Source organism: Gilliamella apicola (assembly GCF_003202915.1).
Taxonomy (GTDB): Bacteria; Pseudomonadota; Gammaproteobacteria; order Enterobacterales; family Orbaceae; genus Gilliamella; species Gilliamella apicola_Q.
In genome coordinates this window covers 1-20,199 of sequence record NZ_QGLP01000006.1, presented here as the reverse complement: position 1 = coordinate 20,199, position 20,199 = coordinate 1, and the positions used below count along the sequence as shown (strand labels likewise).

At 34.6% G+C, this 20,199-nt stretch carries 20 protein-coding genes and 2 pseudogenes; 16 read left to right on the top strand and 6 right to left on the bottom strand.

Going from position 1 to position 20,199, the window contains the following annotated elements:
* Window positions 1-13 precede the first annotated feature (13 nt).
* The 9 genes and pseudogenes from nadR to gorA all read left to right on the top strand — a co-directional run bounded on the left by nadR (window position 14) and on the right by gorA (window position 8,366).
* Window positions 14-949 (top strand): multifunctional transcriptional regulator/nicotinamide-nucleotide adenylyltransferase/ribosylnicotinamide kinase NadR, encoded by a 936-nt coding sequence (gene nadR / locus DKK79_RS10745; protein WP_110424096.1) that lies wholly within the window; start codon window positions 14-16, stop codon window positions 947-949.
* 62 nt (window positions 950-1,011) lie between these two features.
* Window positions 1,012-1,788 (top strand): bifunctional demethylmenaquinone methyltransferase/2-methoxy-6-polyprenyl-1,4-benzoquinol methylase UbiE, encoded by a 777-nt coding sequence (ubiE, locus tag DKK79_RS10740; protein ID WP_110424095.1) that lies wholly within the window; start codon window positions 1,012-1,014, stop codon window positions 1,786-1,788.
* Between the two features lie 13 nt (window positions 1,789-1,801).
* Window positions 1,802-3,265: pseudogene (gene ubiB, locus DKK79_RS10735) on the top strand (ubiquinone biosynthesis regulatory protein kinase UbiB); the annotation flags it as partial.
* Window positions 3,266-3,417: 152 nt separating this feature from the next.
* Window positions 3,418-3,627: a twin-arginine translocase TatA/TatE family subunit gene (gene tatA, locus DKK79_RS10730; RefSeq protein ID WP_110424093.1), complete on the top strand. Its 210-nt coding sequence runs from the start codon at window positions 3,418-3,420 to the stop codon at window positions 3,625-3,627.
* A gap of 3 nt (window positions 3,628-3,630) precedes the next feature.
* Window positions 3,631-3,954 (top strand): annotated as a pseudogene (gene tatB / locus DKK79_RS10725) (Sec-independent protein translocase protein TatB); the annotation flags it as partial.
* A 14-nt stretch (window positions 3,955-3,968) separates the two neighbouring features.
* Window positions 3,969-4,736, top strand: a complete 768-nt coding sequence (gene tatC, locus DKK79_RS10720) for a twin-arginine translocase subunit TatC (RefSeq protein ID WP_110424091.1) — start codon at window positions 3,969-3,971, stop codon at window positions 4,734-4,736.
* A gap of 41 nt (window positions 4,737-4,777) precedes the next feature.
* On the top strand, window positions 4,778-6,202 hold the full coding sequence (gene hldE / locus DKK79_RS10715; RefSeq protein ID WP_110424090.1) for a bifunctional D-glycero-beta-D-manno-heptose-7-phosphate kinase/D-glycero-beta-D-manno-heptose 1-phosphate adenylyltransferase HldE: 1,425 nt from the start codon (window positions 4,778-4,780) through the stop codon (window positions 6,200-6,202).
* Between the two features lie 167 nt (window positions 6,203-6,369).
* Window positions 6,370-6,849: a hypothetical protein gene (locus DKK79_RS10710; protein ID WP_110424089.1), complete on the top strand. Its 480-nt coding sequence runs from the start codon at window positions 6,370-6,372 to the stop codon at window positions 6,847-6,849.
* A gap of 164 nt (window positions 6,850-7,013) precedes the next feature.
* Window positions 7,014-8,366, top strand: a complete 1,353-nt coding sequence (gorA, locus tag DKK79_RS10705) for a glutathione-disulfide reductase (protein ID WP_110424088.1) — start codon at window positions 7,014-7,016, stop codon at window positions 8,364-8,366.
* 110 nt (window positions 8,367-8,476) lie between these two features.
* On the opposite strand, the gene DKK79_RS10700 is transcribed toward gorA, so the two are convergent.
* Complete coding sequence (locus tag DKK79_RS10700; RefSeq protein WP_110424087.1) at window positions 8,477-9,826, bottom strand: MFS transporter; 1,350 nt, start codon at window positions 9,824-9,826, stop codon at window positions 8,477-8,479.
* Window positions 9,827-10,072: 246 nt separating this feature from the next.
* Here DKK79_RS10700 and DKK79_RS10695 point away from each other — a divergent pair, with 246 nt between their 5' ends.
* The 3 genes from DKK79_RS10695 to mnmE all read left to right on the top strand — a co-directional run bounded on the left by DKK79_RS10695 (window position 10,073) and on the right by mnmE (window position 12,725).
* Window positions 10,073-10,624, top strand: a complete 552-nt coding sequence (locus DKK79_RS10695; RefSeq protein WP_110424086.1) for a DNA-3-methyladenine glycosylase I — start codon at window positions 10,073-10,075, stop codon at window positions 10,622-10,624.
* 11 nt (window positions 10,625-10,635) lie between these two features.
* A complete protein-coding gene (locus DKK79_RS10690) occupies window positions 10,636-11,238 on the top strand; it encodes a YdcF family protein (protein ID WP_110424085.1) in 603 nt (200 codons plus the stop codon).
* A 125-nt stretch (window positions 11,239-11,363) separates the two neighbouring features.
* Window positions 11,364-12,725 carry a tRNA uridine-5-carboxymethylaminomethyl(34) synthesis GTPase MnmE gene (gene mnmE, locus DKK79_RS10685; RefSeq protein WP_110424084.1) on the top strand — a complete coding sequence of 454 codons (1,362 nt, stop codon included), beginning with the start codon at window positions 11,364-11,366 and terminating at the stop codon, window positions 12,723-12,725.
* A 225-nt stretch (window positions 12,726-12,950) separates the two neighbouring features.
* On the opposite strand, the gene DKK79_RS10675 is transcribed toward mnmE, so the two are convergent.
* Window positions 12,951-13,163, bottom strand: coding sequence for a helix-turn-helix domain-containing protein (locus tag DKK79_RS10675; protein WP_172378238.1), 213 nt, complete (start codon window positions 13,161-13,163; stop codon window positions 12,951-12,953).
* Window positions 13,164-13,308: 145 nt separating this feature from the next.
* On the opposite strand from DKK79_RS10675, the gene DKK79_RS10670 reads away from it, so the two are divergent.
* Both DKK79_RS10670 and DKK79_RS10665 read left to right on the top strand, forming a co-directional pair.
* Entirely contained in the window at window positions 13,309-13,527 is a 219-nt protein-coding gene (locus DKK79_RS10670) for a helix-turn-helix domain-containing protein (RefSeq protein WP_065603629.1), read from the top strand.
* Window positions 13,528-13,570: 43 nt separating this feature from the next.
* Window positions 13,571-13,879 (top strand): hypothetical protein, encoded by a 309-nt coding sequence (locus DKK79_RS10665; protein ID WP_220019220.1) that lies wholly within the window; start codon window positions 13,571-13,573, stop codon window positions 13,877-13,879.
* A gap of 262 nt (window positions 13,880-14,141) precedes the next feature.
* On the opposite strand, the gene DKK79_RS10660 is transcribed toward DKK79_RS10665, so the two are convergent.
* The 3 genes from DKK79_RS10660 to DKK79_RS10650 all read right to left on the bottom strand — a co-directional run bounded on the left by DKK79_RS10660 (window position 14,142) and on the right by DKK79_RS10650 (window position 17,728).
* A complete protein-coding gene (locus DKK79_RS10660; protein WP_110424083.1) occupies window positions 14,142-15,566 on the bottom strand; it encodes an MFS transporter in 1,425 nt (474 codons plus the stop codon).
* Window positions 15,567-15,581: 15 nt separating this feature from the next.
* On the bottom strand, window positions 15,582-16,754 hold the full coding sequence (locus DKK79_RS10655) for a M20 aminoacylase family protein (protein WP_110424082.1): 1,173 nt from the start codon (window positions 16,752-16,754) through the stop codon (window positions 15,582-15,584).
* Between the two features lie 401 nt (window positions 16,755-17,155).
* Window positions 17,156-17,728 carry an RNA 2'-phosphotransferase gene (locus DKK79_RS10650; protein ID WP_110424081.1) on the bottom strand — a complete coding sequence of 191 codons (573 nt, stop codon included), beginning with the start codon at window positions 17,726-17,728 and terminating at the stop codon, window positions 17,156-17,158.
* 877 nt (window positions 17,729-18,605) lie between these two features.
* On the opposite strand from DKK79_RS10650, the gene DKK79_RS10645 reads away from it, so the two are divergent.
* On the top strand, window positions 18,606-19,100 hold the full coding sequence (locus DKK79_RS10645; protein WP_110424080.1) for a hypothetical protein: 495 nt from the start codon (window positions 18,606-18,608) through the stop codon (window positions 19,098-19,100).
* 342 nt (window positions 19,101-19,442) lie between these two features.
* Window positions 19,443-19,688: a hypothetical protein gene (locus tag DKK79_RS10640; protein ID WP_034883470.1), complete on the top strand. Its 246-nt coding sequence runs from the start codon at window positions 19,443-19,445 to the stop codon at window positions 19,686-19,688.
* A 326-nt stretch (window positions 19,689-20,014) separates the two neighbouring features.
* Here DKK79_RS10640 and DKK79_RS14555 read toward each other — a convergent pair.
* Window positions 20,015-20,199: hypothetical protein (locus DKK79_RS14555; RefSeq protein WP_181415308.1), on the bottom strand; the 185-nt coding region annotated here is incomplete at its 5' end.

Below are 20,199 nucleotides of genomic sequence, written 5' to 3'. Positions count from 1 at the left end.
ATTGGTAATTATTATGTCATCTAAACATCGAGTTGGTTTAATTTTTGGTAAGTTCTATCCGTTACACAGTGGTCATATTTATCTTATTGAAAAAGCGTTAACGCAAGTTGATGAATTACATGTAATGCTTGGTTGTGAAGCAAACCGTGATAAACAGCTATTTGAGAAAAGTCATTTACCTATACAGCCACAAGTCAGTGATCGTTTTTCATGGTTAAAAGAGACCTTTAAAGATAGACATAATATTCACATCCATATTTCTGATGAAGCCGGAATTAACTATTATCCTAATGGTTGGCAAGAGTGGAGCGATAGTATTAAACGGATTTTATCCGAACATAAAATTGAACCATCGGTGGTATTTACTAGTGAACCTCAAGATGTAAAAGAACATGAACGCTATTTTGGTTGCCCAGTGGTGATTGTTGATGCCGATCGTGAATTCTTCAATATTAGTGCGACCAAAATTCGTGAAAATCCTTATCAAAACTGGTCTTTTATTGCCCAAGCGGCTAAACCTTTTTTTGTCAAAAAAGTGGCGATTATCGGCCATGATAAATTTAATGAATTGCCAGTACAATTAGCCAATATTTATAACACTCAATATGTCTCTAATGGTTATTTAAATTATATTCAACGAGAAATTTCGACACCAGAAAATAAACGTTACTTAAGTGAAAATGATTATCTAAGAATCGCAATGTTACAAGTAGAGAGAATGACTAAAGCAGTTGAAAATGCCAATAAACTCCTCTTTACCTCTATAGATTTCGAAACGTTAGCCCAATACTATGAACAGATTTTTGGTAAAACTAACGAAGTCTTAAATGGACTAAAAAATAGTTATCAATTTGATTTAATTATTCATGAAAACCAATTACCTGCAAATTCTACCCCATTACAATATTTCGAAATTGTTTCTAAAATGGTTGATTCACTATTGATTTAGTCCATCACATTTAGGTTAGCTTATGTTAAAATAAGCTAACTCTTTGTGAAAGGTGAATTTTTATGTCTCAATCTTCTCAGCCGCAACATGATGAAAATCAAGATAAAATTGATTTTGGTTATACACAAGTTTTAAAACAAGATAAAGCAAAACGCGTTGCCGAAGTTTTTCATTCTGTTGCAGATAAATACGATATTATGAATGATCTAATGTCATTTGGTATTCACCGGTTCTGGAAAAAAATCACTATTGAATATAGTAGTGTTAGAAAAGGACAAAAAGTTCTTGATCTTGCTGGTGGAACAGGAGATTTAACGGCTAAATTTTCACAGATTGTTGGTGATGATGGCTTAGTAGTATTAGCCGATATCAATGAATCGATGCTTAAAGTAGGTAGAGACAAACTACGAGACAAAGGTTTATTTAAAAATATTGAATATGTACAAGCAAACGCGGAAGAATTACCATTTGCTGATAACTATTTTGATTGTATTACTATCTCATTTGGTTTACGAAATGTGACTGATAAGCAAAAAGCTTTACAATCCATGTGGGGAGTATTAAAACCAGGTGGGCGCTTATTGATTCTAGAATTTTCTAAACCTCAATATCAAATTCTAAATAAAGCCTACGATCTTTACTCATTTACTATGCTGCCGTTAATGGGCAAGATTGTGGCGAATGATTCCGAAAGCTATCGATATTTAGCCGAATCTATTCGGATGCACCCGGATCAAAAAACATTGAAAAAAATGATGGAAGATGCCGGATTTGTCGATGTTAAATATCACAATATGACAGGTGGTATTGTAGCTTTACATACTGGTTTTAAATTTTAATGTGAAAAAAATAATGACATTTTTTCGACTTTATAAAATATTAACTGTATTTCGGGCTTATCGATTAGATGAACTATTACCAAAACATCGTTCTTCAAAATGGTTACGTGTATTATTGTTTAGTTTGTTTTGGATTAGACCTAAAGCAAAGCAACAAGAAATCGGTGAAAGGTTACGTCAAGCCTTACAAGAACTTGGACCAGTTTGGATAAAGTTTGGACAAATGGTCTCAACAAGACGAGATGTATTGCCAAAACATCTGGCTGATGCACTAGCTAAATTACAAGATCAAGTTACCCCTTTTGATGGCAAAATTGCTAAACAACTAATAGAGACAGCTTTAGCGTGCCCTATTGATTATTATTTTTCAGATTTTGATGAACAACCCTTAGCTTCCGCTTCTATTGCACAAGTGCATACTGCAACGTTAAAACGTAGCCAAGCTCAAGTCGTAATCAAAGTTTTGCGGCCAAATATACTACCTATCATCAAATCAGACATTCGTTTGATGTATTGGGTAGCTAATCAATTTACCAAACGGATAAAATTTGGTGAAAAATTACGCGCTGTAGAAATTGTTAGTGATTATGAAAGTACGCTTTTAAAAGAATTGGATCTCCTCAAAGAAGCCTACAACACCGCGCGTTTGCGGGATAATTTTATTAATAGCGAGATTCTTTATATTCCTTATGTTTATCAAGATCTCTGCCGTAAAAATATCCTAGTTGAGGAACGAATTTATGGTACACCGATCGCTAATATTGACGAACTAAAAAGAAGTAACGTCAACATGAAATTACTAGCCGAACGAGGTGTTCAAGCTTTCTTTACACAAGTATTTCGGGATAATTTCTTCCATGCAGATATGCACCCAGGTAATATCTTTGTGGATATAAGCGAACCACAGAATCCGCGTTATATTGGCATCGATTGTGCTATTGTTGGTATTTTAACTGAAGATGATCAACGCTATCTAGCTGAAAACTTTCTTGCCTTTTTCAACCAAGATTATCGAAAAATTGCGCAAATTTATATCACATCAGGTTGGGTTCCAGAAACCACTGACGCCGTCGCGTTAGAAATGGCTATGCGTAATGTGTGCGAACCAGCATTCGCCAAACCATTAGTCGAGATCTCTTTTTCGCAAATTTTATTAGCGCTATTTCAAGTGGCTCGTCAATTTGAAATGGATATTCAACCTCAGTTAACCTTACTTGAAAAAACGTTATTTTATATAGAAGGATTAGGCCGTCAACTCTATCCTGAGCTCGATTTATGGCAAACCGCTAAACCATTTTTAGAAAAATGGTATGAAGAAAAATACAGTGCTAAAAAGTTATTACAACAAGTTTGGGAATCTCTACCTGAATGGAAAAACCTTATCGTTGAACTACCGATAAAATTGAATGATCAGACTCGGATGACTAAACAGATGCATATTCAACTAAAAAAAATTAATCAAGAACTTCAAAGTAGTAAAAGAAGCCAGCGAAGATTAATGTTTATGGTCAGTATGCTAAGTATTGTAGCTATTATTGCACTTGCTTTGCATTAAGTGAGTTATTTTTGGGAATCTCACTGTTTAAGTGTATAATCTGACTATTTTAAGCTTTTGGAGGTAGTTATCATATGCCAAGTTTGCCCAAACTACTCATATTTGTAGCGGTTATCGCCCTATTATTTGGAACAAAAAAATTACGATCATTGGGCTCTGATCTTGGAGCTTCAATTAAAGGTTTTAAAAAAGCCATGAATGACGATGATGATCAAAAAGAAGATGATTCACAAAAAGTCATAAATTTTGAATCATCTGAAGATAACCATACCAATAAAGAGTAACCTGTGTTTGATATTAGCTTTGGTCAGCTACTATTAGTTTTAATTATCGGGCTGGTGGTATTGGGGCCAGAACGTCTGCCTATTGCAATTAAAACTGTCGCTGGCTGGATAAAAGTACTTCGTCGTATGTCAGCAACAGTTCAGTTAGAATTGAATAAAGAACTTAAACTACAAGAGTTACAAGATAGCTTAAAAAAAGCAGAGCAAAGTGGTTTAAACACGCTTACACCCGAAATCCAAGAATCCATTGATGAATTAAAACGGGTTACTGAATCACTACAAAAAGAGATTGATTCAGTCAGCCAAACAGATATAACAATTCATTCAGATAAAGATAAATTATGACAGACGACGCTACGCAACCACTTATAGGTCATCTTGTAGAACTAAGAACACGACTTTTACGATGTATTATCTGTATATTATTCGTATTAGCGGGTCTACTCTTTTTTTCAAATGATATCTACCATATTGTTGCCAATCCGCTGATTAGCCAATTACCTAAAGGTAGCAGTATGATTGCAACTGACATTGCGGCACCTTTTTTTACTCCGATCAAACTGACCGCAGTTATTTCAATATTTATTTCGATTCCTTATATTTTGTATCAAATATGGGGGTTTATTGCTCCGGCATTATATCAACATGAAAAACGGCTGATTATGCCGTTAATCATTTCCAGCACGGTACTTTTTTATATTGGTATTGCATTTGCCTATTTTGCAGTATTTCCACTCGCTTTTTACTTTTTTATTCATACGGCACCAGTTGATGTTGCGATAAACACCGATATAACTAAATATCTTGATTTTGTTATGACGTTATTTATTGTCTTTGGTTTTGCATTTGAAGTCCCTGTCGCGATTATTTTACTGTGCTGGACTGGCGTTACTACTCCTAAAAACTTACGTAAAAAAAGACCTTATATTATTGTCGGTGTGTTTGCTGTAGCGATGTTTGTAACCCCACCGGACGTATTTTCACAAATTTTATTAGCTGTACCTATCTGTTTATTATTTGAAATTGGGACGTTTTTTGCCCGTTTCTATCAACCAAGAAAAAAAGTCATCGCAGATGATGACGATGAGAGTGTTGATGATCAACAATAAATTGATATGTGATTTACTCAATACAAGTAAAGGATAACTAAATGAAAACTTCTCTTCCTGAGTTTAATCTAGCAAATGTTCTAGTTGTTGGTGATATTATGTTAGATCGTTATTGGTATGGTGGCACCAACCGCATATCCCCAGAAGCACCGGTACCAATTGTTAAAATTGACTCTCTTGAAGAACGCCCTGGCGGTGCAGCCAATGTAGCAATGAACATAACTTCTCTTGGTGGTAAAGCGCGGTTAATTGGTCTTACTGGAATCGATGAACCGGCTAAAGTGCTTGATGAGCAACTAACCAAACGTCATGTTCATTGTGATTTTGTATCGGTTTCAACACATCCAACTATTACTAAGTTAAGAGTCTTATCTAGAAATCAACAATTGATTAGAATTGATTTCGAAGAAGGTTTTGCTAATGTCGATCATACGCCTCTTCTAGAACGTATTGATATCGCGCTTTCGACTTCTAAAGTATTGGTATTATCAGATTATGCTAAAGGTGCATTAACAGCAGTACAAACAATGATAAAACAAGCTAAAAAAGCACATGTACCAATATTAGTGGATCCAAAAGGGACTGACTTTGAGCGTTATCGTGGTGTAACATTATTAACCCCAAATATGTCTGAATTTGAAGCTGTTGTTGGTGTTTGTAAAACAGAGCAAGAGATCATTGAAAAAGGTTACCAGCTTATCAGACAATATGATCTCAAAGCCTTGCTTGTCACCCGTAGTGAAAAAGGGATGACATTAATTCAATTAGATAAACCCGTTTATCATTTACCAACGCAAGCTAAAGAGGTATTTGATGTTACAGGTGCGGGAGATACTGTAATAGCAACCTTAGCGGCTTCATTAGCCGCAGGACAATCACTTGAAGAGAGCTGTTTTTTAGCTAATGCTGCAGCGGGTGTGGTTGTAGGTAAATTAGGAACATCAACGGTATCCCAAGTAGAATTAAGTAATGCCATCCGTGCTCGTGCCGAGGATGGCTTTGGGGTGATGACTGAAGACGAATTAAAAGAGGAAATTCGAAAAGCACGCTTGCGGGGTGAAAAAATTGTCATGACTAATGGCTGTTTTGACATCTTACATGCTGGACATGTTTCCTATCTTGCTAATGCCCGTAAACTTGGTGATCGTTTAATTGTGGCGGTAAATAGTGATGCCTCTGTAAAACAATTGAAAGGACAATCCCGACCAATTAACCCATTAATGCAAAGAATGATAGTATTGGGCGCGTTAGATTCAGTGGACTGGGTGGTTCCTTTTGAGGAAGAGACACCACAACGATTAATTGCCAGTATATTACCTGATGTATTAGTCAAAGGTGGCGATTATAAACCTGAAGATATCGCCGGTGGAAAAGAAGTTATCGAGGCCGGTGGAATAGTTAAAGTCCTCAATTTTGAAGATGGTTGTTCCACCACTAATATCATTGATAAAATTAAACAACAATAAATAAAATCTAGTAATAATTCGCTACTTATTTAAGTAGCCAATTATTTAAATAGATGATTACTCTTATTTAATTTTTTCCATTATTTTTATCTTTGTTTTATCTCAATTAAGATTTATTTTAGTATCAATAAAGATCACATATTTAATGACTAATAAGGAATAGAATAATGAAACTAAAAATTACAGTGTTGTTAATGATATTAATGAGTGTCGCTTGTCATCGAGTACCTATTCAAAAATATCTATATGAAGCAAATATCCATGATCCAGAACTGATATTCACCACTGAAACTGATTATCCTACCTATTTTTCTTTAAACATTTATGATGGTAAAACTAGTAACTGCTCTAATTTTCAAAGTCTTGGCTATGTATTCCGACATAAAATTGTACCATTTAATATTTATCCTAAATACGTTCCCTCAATTGAAACTAAATCTCCAGCTAATAAACTTGTAACAGTTATTGGCAAATCACGAGATGATAAAATTTCTTGTACCACAAAATATCAACAATTTACCGCTGAATTGGGTAAAACATATAATATTTTATATAAACTTGAAGATAGGAAATGTTATCTTGAGATTACCGAAAAAATGAATTCTAAACCTGTCAATTCTCAGGCATTGAATAAATGTACGGAATAATCATATCAATAGCAATTTTTTTATGCGAATGAATAAAATTATTCTCCGAAACTAATCAATAGTTAATAACTATCGTTAAATTTCATAATTAATACTTTTTTTATTGTCGGCTTTATGCAAAGCTATTAACCATCAATTGCTAATTTGTTTTAAGGATTTTTTATATGACTAAACACTATGACTATATTGCTATCGGTGGTGGTAGTGGTGGTATTGCCTCAATTAACCGAGCTGCATCGTATGGTAAAAAGTGTGCCATTATTGAGGCTAAATTATTGGGGGGAACTTGTGTAAATGTTGGATGTGTTCCTAAAAAGATCATGTGGTATGGTGCACAAATTGCCGAAGCGATTAATCACTATGGCCCTGATTATGGATTTGATACGACAATTAATCATTTTGATTGGGATAAACTCATTGCGAGCCGAACGGCTTATATTGATCGTGTTCATCAATCTTATGATCGAGTACTAAACAATAATAATGTTGATGTGATCCATGGATATGCTAAATTTATTGATAGCAAAACGCTTGACGTCAATGGCGAACGGTTTAGTGCTGATCATATTCTTATTGCGGTTGGTGGTAAGCCAACTATTCCCAATATCCCCGGTGCGCAATATGGAATAACTTCCGATGGATTCTTTGAATTAAAAGTCTTACCTAAACGAGTGGCGGTTGTCGGTGCCGGATATATAGCTTGTGAAATAGCCAGTGTTTTACATTCACTCGGTGCTGAGACTCATCAATTTGTTCGACAAGGAACCCCATTGCGAGCTTTCGATCCGCTAATTGTAGAAACACTAATGGAAGTGATAACCAAAGATGGCCAGCATTTACATACCTTTGCCATTCCATCTTCTGTTAACAAAAATAGTGATCAATCATTAACGTTAACATTAGAAAATGGCGAAAGTTATACGGTTGATTGTTTAGTTTGGGCCATTGGTCGAGAGCCGGCAACCAAAGAGATGAACTTATCTGCGGCAGGTATTAAGGTTGATAGCAATGGATTTATAGTTGTTGATGAATATCAAAACACCAACGTACCGGGAGTTTATTCGGTTGGCGATGATACCGGTGCGGCGGCATTAACGCCTGTTGCCGTGGCTGCTGGCCGGCGTTTATCCGAACGGCTTTTCAATAATAAACCTAATGAACATTTAGATTATAGCAATATTCCAACTGTAGTATTTACTCACCCACCGATCGGTACCGTTGGTTTAAGTGAACCACAGGCTATGCTGCAATATGGACCTGAAAACGTAAAAGTTTATAAATCTACATTCACGGCTATGTATACCGCCGTAACTTCTCATCGTCAGCCGTGCAAAATGAAATTAGTTTGTATTGGTGAACAAGAAAAAATAGTTGGTATTCATGGTATTGGTTATGGGATGGATGAGATTTTACAAGGTTTTGCTGTAGCATTAAAAATGGGCGCAACTAAAAAGGACTTTGACAACACTATTGCTATACACCCAACAGCAGCGGAAGAGTTTGTTACAATGCGTTAATACATTTATATTAATACATCTATATTAATACATTCTAGGTTCATCATATTCTCAATAAAAAACAGGGCAATCGCCCTGTTTTTAGTTGCTCTTCTTTATGAATCAACTGATTAGTTATTTGCTTTATTCTGCCAACCTTTTTGGGCTAATGTTGAAAAACCAACTAAAACCGCAAGTACCGCTACAGATGAAATATAAATACCTGCACCAAGATAACTATATTCACCTAATATATGATCAGGGCTCAATAAATAGATAGTTAATGTAGGAGTAATTGCACTAAATAACGCATAAGCTAAATTATAAGATAACGATAAACCAGAATAACGAATAGCTGGTGGAAATGTTCTGGTACCTATAACTGGAGTCATGGCGATCGATCCAATAAATAAGCCAAATAGTGCCCAAATCGAATAAAGTTTTGTTAATGACATATCTGGTGCTAATGAACTATAAAAATAGATACTAACCACAGCTAATCCGCCCCAAGTCAGGATTACTGTTTTGGCTGTACCTAATTTATCATCTAACCAACCAGAAATAACACAACCAATAGATAATGTTAAAGCGGCAATACAGCCACCAATACGCCAATCAAGATTAGCAAAATGATACATACCGCCGACAATACGGCCTGGAGTAATTAAAATACCAACCATAATAGCGGTTGATAATGACCAAGTTAATAAAGCGACAATCAAACAAGCTGTTTTATGTTTTTTTATAACAGTCACGACAGGAATACTTTTTTCTAAAGCTTTACGGGCGGCTAACTCCTTGAAGATCGGGGTTTCTGATAAAAATTTTCGTAAGTAGACGGAAATTACTCCAAAAATACCACCAATAATAAATGGAATACGCCATGCATAATCTAAAATATTTTGGCTAGTAAAATAGAGATCAACCATAATCGTAACGAAAAAGCCAAGTAAAATACCACCGGTGATGCCTGAAGTTAACGTACCGACGCCCAAACCATAACGTTGTTTTGGTGTATGCTCTGCGATAAATACCCATGCCCCCGGCATTTCACCGCCAATAGCAGCACCTTGTAACATACGCATCAGCAACAGTAACAGTGGCGCAATAATACCAATTGTTTCATAAGTAGGTAAAATACCGATAATAAAAGTAGGTAAGGCCATCATCGCCACACTTAAGGTAAACATCTGTTTACGTCCAACTTTATCTCCAAAGTGTGCCATGATAATTCCACCTACAGGGCGAACCAAGTAACCCGCAGCGAATATACCCCAAGCAAATAAATCTAAAGTTATAGGCGACAAGGTCGGTGGTAAAAACAGTGGTTTGACAATGGTATCAATATATAGTGCGTAGATCACAAAGTCATAAAATTCAAGCGTTCCACCTAAAGATGACAATATTAATGTTTTAAAATCCTTACTATTCAATGGCCGTGCGACTGGCTGCCATTCAGCGTTAATTTCAGATTGACTCATGAAAAAACCTTATTCTTATTGTTAAATAAATATAGTCAGTAAAGAAAATGCCTATTTTTTGACTAAATCCTAAAAATGAAAGATCATTCTGCCATAAAATATGCTCTTTTTTTTAATCATAAAAAAAATTAATCAACAATAACGATCTGTCTGTTTGATTTATATTGTGTATAAAAATTGATATTAAATAATAATTCTATCAAGTTATCGTTTATAATGATTTGAAAATTTTAGGATGAAATAATTATGACAAAACGGTGCAGTTGGGTCTCAAATGACCCGTTATATATTGATTATCATGATAACGAATGGGGTTATCCTCAATATGATAGCCTTAAATTATTTGAAAAAATTTGTCTTGAAGGTCAACAAGCCGGATTATCTTGGATCACTGTATTAAAAAAGCGAGACGAATATCGGCGATGTTTCTTCAATTTTCAACCGGAAAAAATTATCCAATTAACCGCAACTGATATAGAATTATTACTCGAAAATAAAGGCTTAATTCGCAATCGTTTAAAGCTCAATAGCATCGTGAAAAATGCGCATGCCTACTTAGCTATGCAAAATAATAATGAGAGTTTCTCGCAATTTATTTGGTCATTCGTTGATGGTAAGCCAATCATCAATCATTTCAAAGATAAAAGTGAAGTCCCTGTTAGCACAGAAATATCCGATAAAATGTCAAAAGCACTAAAAAAGAGAGGATTTACATTTGTTGGCACAACAATTTGTTATGCATTTATGCAATCGATGGGGTTAGTTAACGACCATTTCGAAGATTGTTTTAAAAAATAAGGGGAAAATTAATGACAATTATGAATTTAATAAAATATTGCCTAATCGCTCTATTAGTTTATTTTATCATTTGTAACGTTGTTATTTTTATCTTTGCTAAACAAAAACCAACCACCAATGCTGATACCTTAGTCGTTTTAGGATCACAGGTGGTTGGCACACCAGCTCAAGCGCCACTTACTTTACAAATTAGATTAAATACCGCCATTAATTATTTGCAAAATAATCCCAATACCAAAGTGATAGTTTGTGGAGGTCAAGGTCCAGATGAATCAGCAACAGAAGCAAGTGTGATGGCTAAATATCTTATCGACAATGGGATTAATGCAGACCGAGTTTATCAAGAGGACCAATCCAAACGTACTGCAGAACAATTTATTTTTGCCAATCGAGTTGTACACTTAGGAAAAACGGTAATAGTAACTAATGATTTCCATATTTTACGTTCAATAATGCTGGCTAAACGTTCTGGTATTCATGATGTATCGGGCTTATCTGCTCCATTAAGCTTTAATAATGGTGATAGGTATGTTGCATTAATTCGCGAGCCACTTGCATTAGCAAATTCTTGGCTCTTTGACCACCCTAGTAATAATACAAAACCAGCGAATTAACCACGAAATAATGGATAAAATACGCTAAAATTAGCGAATAACGGCAAAAGCGGTAGTCATTACTGTTTTTGCCGCGCGTCCATGATATTATTAACTATTAAACTTTAAATTAGCTATAAACCAATATGAAATCAGATACAATTGTTGCGCAAGCAACGCCGCCAGGTCGAGGCGGTGTAGGCATATTGCGCATATCAGGTCCTAAAGCGCAAGAGGTAGCACAGGCAGTATTAGGTAAATTACCTAAACCAAGGTATGCCGAATATCTCCCATTTTTAGCTAACGATGGCTCAACACTTGATGAAGGTATTGCGCTATTTTTTCCTAATCCGCATTCATTCACAGGTGAAGATGTCCTTGAATTGCAAGGTCACGGTGGCCCAGTCATTTTAGATCTACTTTTAAAACGCGTACTTGAAATAGCTAACGTTCGCATTGCTAAACCGGGTGAGTTTTCGGAAAGGGCATTTTTAAATGATAAACTTGATTTAGCTCAAGCCGAAGCGATTGCTGACTTAATTGATGCCAGTTCAGAACAAGCGGCCAAATCTGCTATCTCGTCTTTGCAAGGTGTATTTTCTAAAAAAGTCAATGCACTGGTTGAATCCTTGATTCATTTGCGCATTTTTACCGAAGCAGCTATCGACTTTCCAGAAGAGGAGATTGATTTTCTTTCTGACGGTAAAATAGAAGCAGAGCTTAATCAAGTTATTGAACAATTAAACGAAGTTCGCCAAGAAGCTAAACAAGGCTCTTTATTACGCGAAGGTATGAAAGTTGTTATTGCTGGTCGACCAAATGCCGGAAAATCAAGTTTACTCAATGCATTAGCTGGCCGTGATGCAGCTATTGTTACTAATATTGCAGGTACTACTCGTGATGTACTGCGTGAACATATTCACATTGATGGTATGCCTTTGCACATCATTGATACCGCTGGACTGCGTGAAGCCAGTGATGAAGTAGAGCGGATAGGTATTGAGCGTGCATGGCAAGAAATCGAACAAGCCGATCGGGTTTTATTTATGGTCGATAGCACAACAACAAATGAAACCAACCCTGAAAAACTTTGGCCAGAATTTATTGAACGATTGCCGAAAAATATACCTGTTACTGTGATTCGCAACAAAGCTGACTTAACGGGTGAGGCACTTGGTTATAGCGAAGAAGAGGGATATTCGCTTATTCAATTATCCGCTCGAACAGGTGAGGGTGTGACATTATTGCGTGAGCATCTAAAACAAGCTATGGGGTTTTCAAGTAGTACAGAAGGTGGCTTTTTGGCTCGACGTCGTCATCTGCAAGCACTTGAAAAAGCCTCTGAGCATTTAAATAATGGTCAATACCAACTTACCATATTTCATGCTGGTGAACTTTTAGCCGAAGAGCTAAGATTAGCTCAAGAAGCCTTAAGTGAAATTACAGGGCAATTTACATCTGATGATTTATTAGGAAGAATATTCAGTTCATTCTGTATTGGCAAATAAGTTAGGGTTTACTCACTTCCACTCTTATCCATGAATAAGGCATAACATTTTGTTATGCCTTAATTTTATCTACAGATTATTCTATGTAGAGGAATGTTGCAAACATGGGCTGACTTTGTGGATACACAAATTGATGACGATAAAAAGGTGATCATTGGTCGTTTTGGTAAAGTATATAAAGCGGAATAAACCTAAACAAATATATACCTACTATTAACAGTCTTACTACTTTTTATTATAGCGTGTAGGCCAGATCTCAGAGGGATGAAGTTCTAATTCTTGTGCTATAAGAGCTTCTCCTTTTGGCCAAGGGCGATATAAAGTATTTGCTAGTGTTGTTGAAGACAATCCCGCTCGTCTGGATACTGCCGCTAACGTCGTTCCTTTTTTCTTTAAAGCTGCAATAATATCTGCTTTGTGCCAATCACTTTTTTCCATAATGATCCCCTCCTAGTAACTAAATAGATTAATGTGAATCAGTAATAATTAAATGTTGATTATAAGTCACATTCATGTAATAAATCCACTAAAATGTGACTTATAGTCCGTGGTCTGATAAGCAACATAACGTAATAATAATTAGATGAAAAAATCTGATAAAATAAAAGTCCTTTTTGGACAACACGTTAAAAAGCTTAGACAACAGGCTGGTATGTCTCAGGAAACATTTGCTGATAAATGTGGGCTTGATCGTACCTATGTTAGTGGTATTGAGCGTGGGATAAGAAATCCAACTTTAGAAGTAATCGAGGTGATTGCCAGAGGGTTGGAGATTGAATTAACTCATTTGTTTGATTTTTGAGATTATCAATATTGTATGAGAGTATATAGTCATGGAATGGATAGTGTTTATTGTTTTAGGCATTGCAATTATTATTGCTTGGAATGTTTATTCAACAAAAAAGAGAAGGGAACATTTACTGATTAAGTATGGTGATGTGGAAATTGTTGAAAACATCATGAAACGTTGTTTTTGGGTTGGTCAAACAGCTGAACAATTAGTCGATTCTTTAGGTTCTCCAGCAGACAAGTCCGTCAAAATAATGAAAACAAAACATAGAGAAATATGGAAATATAACCAGACAGGTAAGAACCGATATGGTTTGCGGATTACTCTAGACGATCATATTGTACAGACTTGGGAGCAGAAGTAATATTTAGTGCTCATACTTGCGCCCATTATGAAACATAAATTTGATAAAAGGTAATAAGATAAATAAGTACATTTTGGAACTTTTGTATTGTAAATCGAATGTACCTACAAATTCACACCATTAACCAATATTTCCCTTAACAAACCCCATATTGCTTTTTCAGCTTTATGGGTTTAATCCATCTATATTTAAAAAAATAGGGATAGAAGTTAAAAGTTCCATCCCAAAGATAAGTTTCAAAATGATAAAAAGTTAATCAGATTTATTTATTCTTACCGGCATTGCTTGCAACTAAAATTAAAATTGAAGTAAAGCATAACAGGCAAAATCCAACATTAATCCAGAGTCCTAGTGCTGCAGCTATTGCTATGTTTTGACCACTGGCAATAATCGCAGCATAGGTGGATGCTGAAATGGCCACACCAAATGCACCACCTAATGAGCTTGCCATTTTATATATCCCTGATGCAATGCCGACTTTATCTTCAGGAGCGCTTGATATTGCAGTATCGATTGATGGAGTTGCATAAAAACCTAAGCCAAGGCCAAATAAAATATAGCCCCCCAACATTGAAGTAATATAAAGCGTATCCGGTAAGAAAGTCAGCGTCATCAAGGCAATACCCGAACCTGTAATTAAAGGCCCGAGTAGCATTGGTTTTTTCGCGCCGACTTTTTGTAAGATCTTTTCACCTACTCGAATCATACATAAAACCGAAACTAAATAACCAATGGTCAATAATCCATTTTGAAAAGAGGTAAAACCGCGCCCTTGTTGGGTATAAGTACTGGCAACAATTAACGTACCGGCAACAGAATTGAGCAGAAAGTTAGATAAGGTAGCACCACGATAAGGAACATTTTTAAATAATGAAAAATCGATGAAAGCGCCACTCGCTTTACGTGTTTCAATAGCAAAAAATAAAATAAGAAAAACAAAACATACCGTAGCCAAGGATAATGTCACGACACTTGTCCAACCAAATGTTGATCCTTTAGTTATCACAAGATTTAATGAAACCAGAGTAATAACAAAAACAAATAGTCCTACATAGTCAAATTTTGGCAAACTTGAAGGATCTTCAATTTTGGTTTCTGGTGTACCTTTCAATAACAGCATACCGAGCACAGCACAGATGATTGAAATAATAAAAATCCACTGCCAACCCAAATAAGTCGCTATGGCACCGCCAGCAAGCACACAAGTACCTGAACCGCCCCAAGAGCCAATCGACCAAAAACTTAATGCGCGCTGGCGCTCTTTACCTTGAAAATAAGTTTTCACTAACGCCAAAGTCGAGGGCATAATACAGGCAGCAGACAAACCTTGAATAATGCGTCCAATGATGAATAACACTTCACCTTGAGCGAAGATCAAACAAAGGCAACCAATAATACTTAAAATAAAACCTAAATAAGTAAAACGAACCCGCCCAAAACGATCAGCGAGTCCGCCAGCAACCACAATAAAACAACCAGAAAAGAGGGCGGTCAAACTCACCGCCAAATTAAAAGACGCAGGTGTAATACCGACAGAATGCTGAACTGCTGGCCCAACATTGACAATTGATTGAGCAAAAAGCCAAAAAGTAATGACCCCTAATACAATACCTAATATTAACCGGTTATCATTTCTAAATGGCACGGCTTCAGAATTTGTTGAATTTGACATATTTAACTTTGCCATAGATGTACGCTATCCTTATTTACTTAAATATGTTTCAGTTAATGCAACCCAATATGACGCAGCAGGAACAATACATTTATCATTAAAATCATAACCAGGATTATGTACACTACAAAAACCAGGTTCATCACCATTGCCAATAATCATGTAACAACCGTTTGGATTACTCTCTAACATAAATGCAAAATCTTCACTGCCCATAAAAGGATGGCAATTATCATGAACGCGATCTTCTCCGAATAATTTTTGGGCAACGTCAAATGCAAATTTTGTTGCATCCGCACCATTATGTAAAACAGGACTACCATTGACATGCTCGATTTTAACGCAGGCACCAAAACTTTCCGCCTGAGAAGTGGCAATTTCAGTAATACGTTTAAGTAACAACGTTCGGGTATCATTATCTAATGCTCTAACGGTTAGTTTCATAAGTGCATCGCTATTAACAACATTCGGCGCTTCACCAGATTGAATACAACCAATGGTGATAACAGCTTGCTCAAACGGAGAAACATTTCGAGAAACAATACTTTGCAGTGCAGTGCCGATATAACATGCGACAAGGGTCGCATCAATTCCTCGTTCAGGCATGGCGCCATGAGCACCTTTGCCTTTAATATTGATATGAATGGTATCGGATGAAGCCATAAGCGCACCGGCTCTAAAATAAAAATGACCTTCTTTGAATCCGGGCATATTGTGGATACCGAAAATAATATCACAAGGAAATTTTTTAAATAAACCATCATCAACCATTACCTTGCCACCATACAATAACTCTTCTGCAGGTTGAAAAATAACATGTAACGTGCCATCAAAATTACGGGTTTCGGCAAGATATTTAGCCGCGCACAGCAAAATAGTGGTATGTCCATCATGACCACAACCGTGAAATTTGCCGTGGATTAAACTACTCCAAGGTTTACCTGATGCTTCAACTATGGGTAAAGCATCCATATCTGCTCTGATACCCATTTTTTTATTGCTGGTACCATTTTTTAAAACACCAACGATTCCTGTTTTGGCTAACCCTCGATGAACCTCGTATCCCCACTCAGCCAATTTATTTGCAACCAAATCGCTGGTTTTATTCTCTTCAAAACCTACTTCAGGATGTTGATGAATTTGATGTCGAATCTCAATAAATTCTTGTTCTGTTTTCCTAATTGTTTCCATAATATGTTGCATTTTTAGGCTCCTAATTAACCTGACTATCGTTTATGAAAAAATAAAAAAAGAAGACAACTACACATCTGAGCCAAGATCAAAATGAAAAACAGCAGACAAATTAATCACAACACCTGCTTAGATGAATAAATATACAATACTGCCAATTCTAATTGATGTCGATGATTTTTATCATGTAATATTTTAAAATTATTATGTCAAATTTGTCTTAAGATATGGGTATCTAAAAATTGAGGAAAGAATGCGCTAAATAAACCGCATTATTATTGATTTTAAAAAATAGATTTGATCAATAGAGACGCTTTCATTTATTTAATTAATCTTAAAGTATGCACTACTACACTAATTAAATTTTTTCACACAAAAGCATAGAGATTTTTTTTCAGTTTTACTGATTTAATTTAAATAACTTCTAAAAATTGGCTTGGAACATTATTCGTTAACCAAACTCCATTATCAGCCAAATAAAATTTAAAACCTTGTTGATACATTGCTAGTGCATTAATTCTTAATACAATTGGTTTGCCATGACGTTTACCAACGGTTACAGCTGTTTTTTCATCACATGAAATATGAACATAATGACGTTTGCCAGGAATCAAACCTTGTTGAAAAATTGAATCAAGAAAATGAGTTGCTGTACCATGATATAAATGTTCAGGTGGGATTTTTTCAATATACGCTATATTAACTTGATTAGTTGAATGCCCTTGTGCTGCACGAATTTTTAAATTATCTTCGGACAGAGTAAAGCGTTTTTTATCATTGGTTCTAACGATTTCGGTAATTAATTCTTGAGAAATTTGCATACCATGTTTCTTCGCTTGCCGAATTAAAACATCTATTCCAACCCAACCATCACTATCTAATGTGATACCAATAGACTCTGGCTTATGCCTTAAAACATAGCTTAAAAATTTACTGATCTTCACTAAATCTTTACTTGTGCACTTAATATTTATTTTTTTACTCATATGCTAAATATTTGAACTATTAAATAATAAGTTCGATTCTAGCTTTTATTAACAGTAATACAAGATATATTTGTCTATATCATAAAAAATATTCTAAATTATCAATATGATATAAGCGTAAAATGCCGAACTTTAATCAAATGGTATACATTCTATAATTTAAAAAAATATCGGCTGATCCATTTTAAAAGTTGCCTGTTGCAACTATTAATAACCTTTTTATCGATTTATGCTAAATAGTTTTTTTGCTAACTAGTTTTTTCCGTTAATCTCTCAAAAGGATTAACAATCTTTATTTGATAAATAACTAGCGTCTATTATTCATTGCAAATATTCAATTGATATTCAAAAGCTAGAAAATATTGCATTCTTAAAATAACTATTAGTTGATTTTTCTGCGGATTGATTGGCGTAATATAATTGCGATATTCACTAGATAATAGTGATAATGTAGATATGCTATAGTCGAAATTAACGAAATAAATAATCAAATAAATTTTTTTTAATAATATTGCTCGTCATCTCGGTAAAAATCATATTATTATCTTTTAAACCTAAATTTTATCTACAATCTTAACAAGAGAATAATAAATATATGACTTTTATAAGTTATTCTTCTGAAAAATGTGGTGGTATTTATATGAAAAAAGTTGGTTAGGTTTAAATGCTATAATCCTTGATGATGGCAAAGAGTTATTAAATTTAAAGGTGTTAAATAAATTACTGCGCTTAAAGTCAATCGAAGGGTACTCTCTAAAATTGTGAACTACTTTAATCGTAAAATAAAAGTACCTTCTAATCAAAGCGTTAAATCTTTAAGGCAACTATTTTATGGAGATAACTAAATCTAAATTATTTCAGGAGTTAAAGGTAAAAAATGTATAACAGAGATAATGTTAACTGCTTTAAAATCAAATGTGTGGATTCACAACGTGAAATAATCAATGCCGTAATTAATGTCTGGACTGAAAAAAAACACAACCCAACCATCATAGATCTTTCTAGCAACCAACCTTATACCTATCAGGGGGTATATAATATTGTTTCAATTGAATATATCGATGCTAACGATAAAATTTTCAAAACAGAAGATATTAGAACTTTTGACGCTTTTTATAAACTATATAGCTTAACTACAATCAATAATATCAAAATGTTAATTAAAGGATGTTGTGCCCAATATTATATGGTTAAGTTTTTAACTAACACTTTATTAATCATGAAACTTAGTTTAGGTCAGAGAGTTGATTATAGTACACCTACAGTCAGTCTCTTTGCGCCAGAAGAGGATATAAAACAAATAGTCACTATTAACGAGCAAAAAGATTATTATTGTACTTGGTTAGAAAGTATTAAAAAAATACCCTATTAGAACTAAAAAACAATTTGGTTAATAGGTATGCAAATTTAAAATGATAGTTTATTCAGAAATATGTTGGAAAAATTAGCCTAACAAACTCTAATAAATAATCTACAAAAAAATTAAATTCGCAATATAGTGGATTATATAAACACAGATTTGCTTATAAAGTATTTGAGATTAATGGTTGTTTATTTCATCAATAAAATGTATTAATAAAACAATATTAGTGATAGCAAAAAGAGATTAACCAAACAGTAAAAAACCGCATAAATATAGATGATAATGATATGAAAGTTAATAAATTAACCTTAATTGGTTTATTATTTTAAATCAATATAAAAGTAGCATACAATGCAAGTAGATAAAATAGCCGTTTGTAAGCCAATCGAAACCTTAATTAATACGTTGTTAAAAAAAGGTTTTGCAATTGCTGAAACTAAAATAAGTGATTATCATTTCCATGAATTGTCTTTCATATTGAAAGGTAAATATACTAGCGAAATAGATCACATTAGTCATCTTAAAATCAAGAAACTAGATGATGCTACTTTTACATGTCTTTGCCATTGGTCTACAGTCAATTTAATATATGAATAATGGAAGCTTGCAACACCTTAGACTTTTCCTCTTTCCTTATCTATAGCACTATGGCTAAAACTAAACTATTCATAATTTAACCGAATTCAATTAATAAAACTTAAGATAAATTAACACCAATTCTTCTGCTGATTAATGTCAACTATGGCAAGCAAATCAAGGTTTACCAGTAACAATCGCATTAAATAAGATATTAAAAGAAATCATAAAATGATGAATATCAATTTTGGCATCGACATTGAATTAATTTGATGTTAACATGGTTTGGTATAAATTTGTGTGTGATGATGTTTCATTGTTAATATTATGGATTTATTAATGAAAAGCTATTTATTTGCATGGAGTTTCATTGTTCTACCCGCGACGGTTGCCTTAGCCGAACCGCCGCCCACGCAGCAATTTAGTGAACAACCGTTTATCCATCTACCAGCGCATGAAAAAGCACTTCCAGATACATTAATCCCTTCATCGCTAGACATCCATTTATTAACATCCATTACCGCGACCAGTG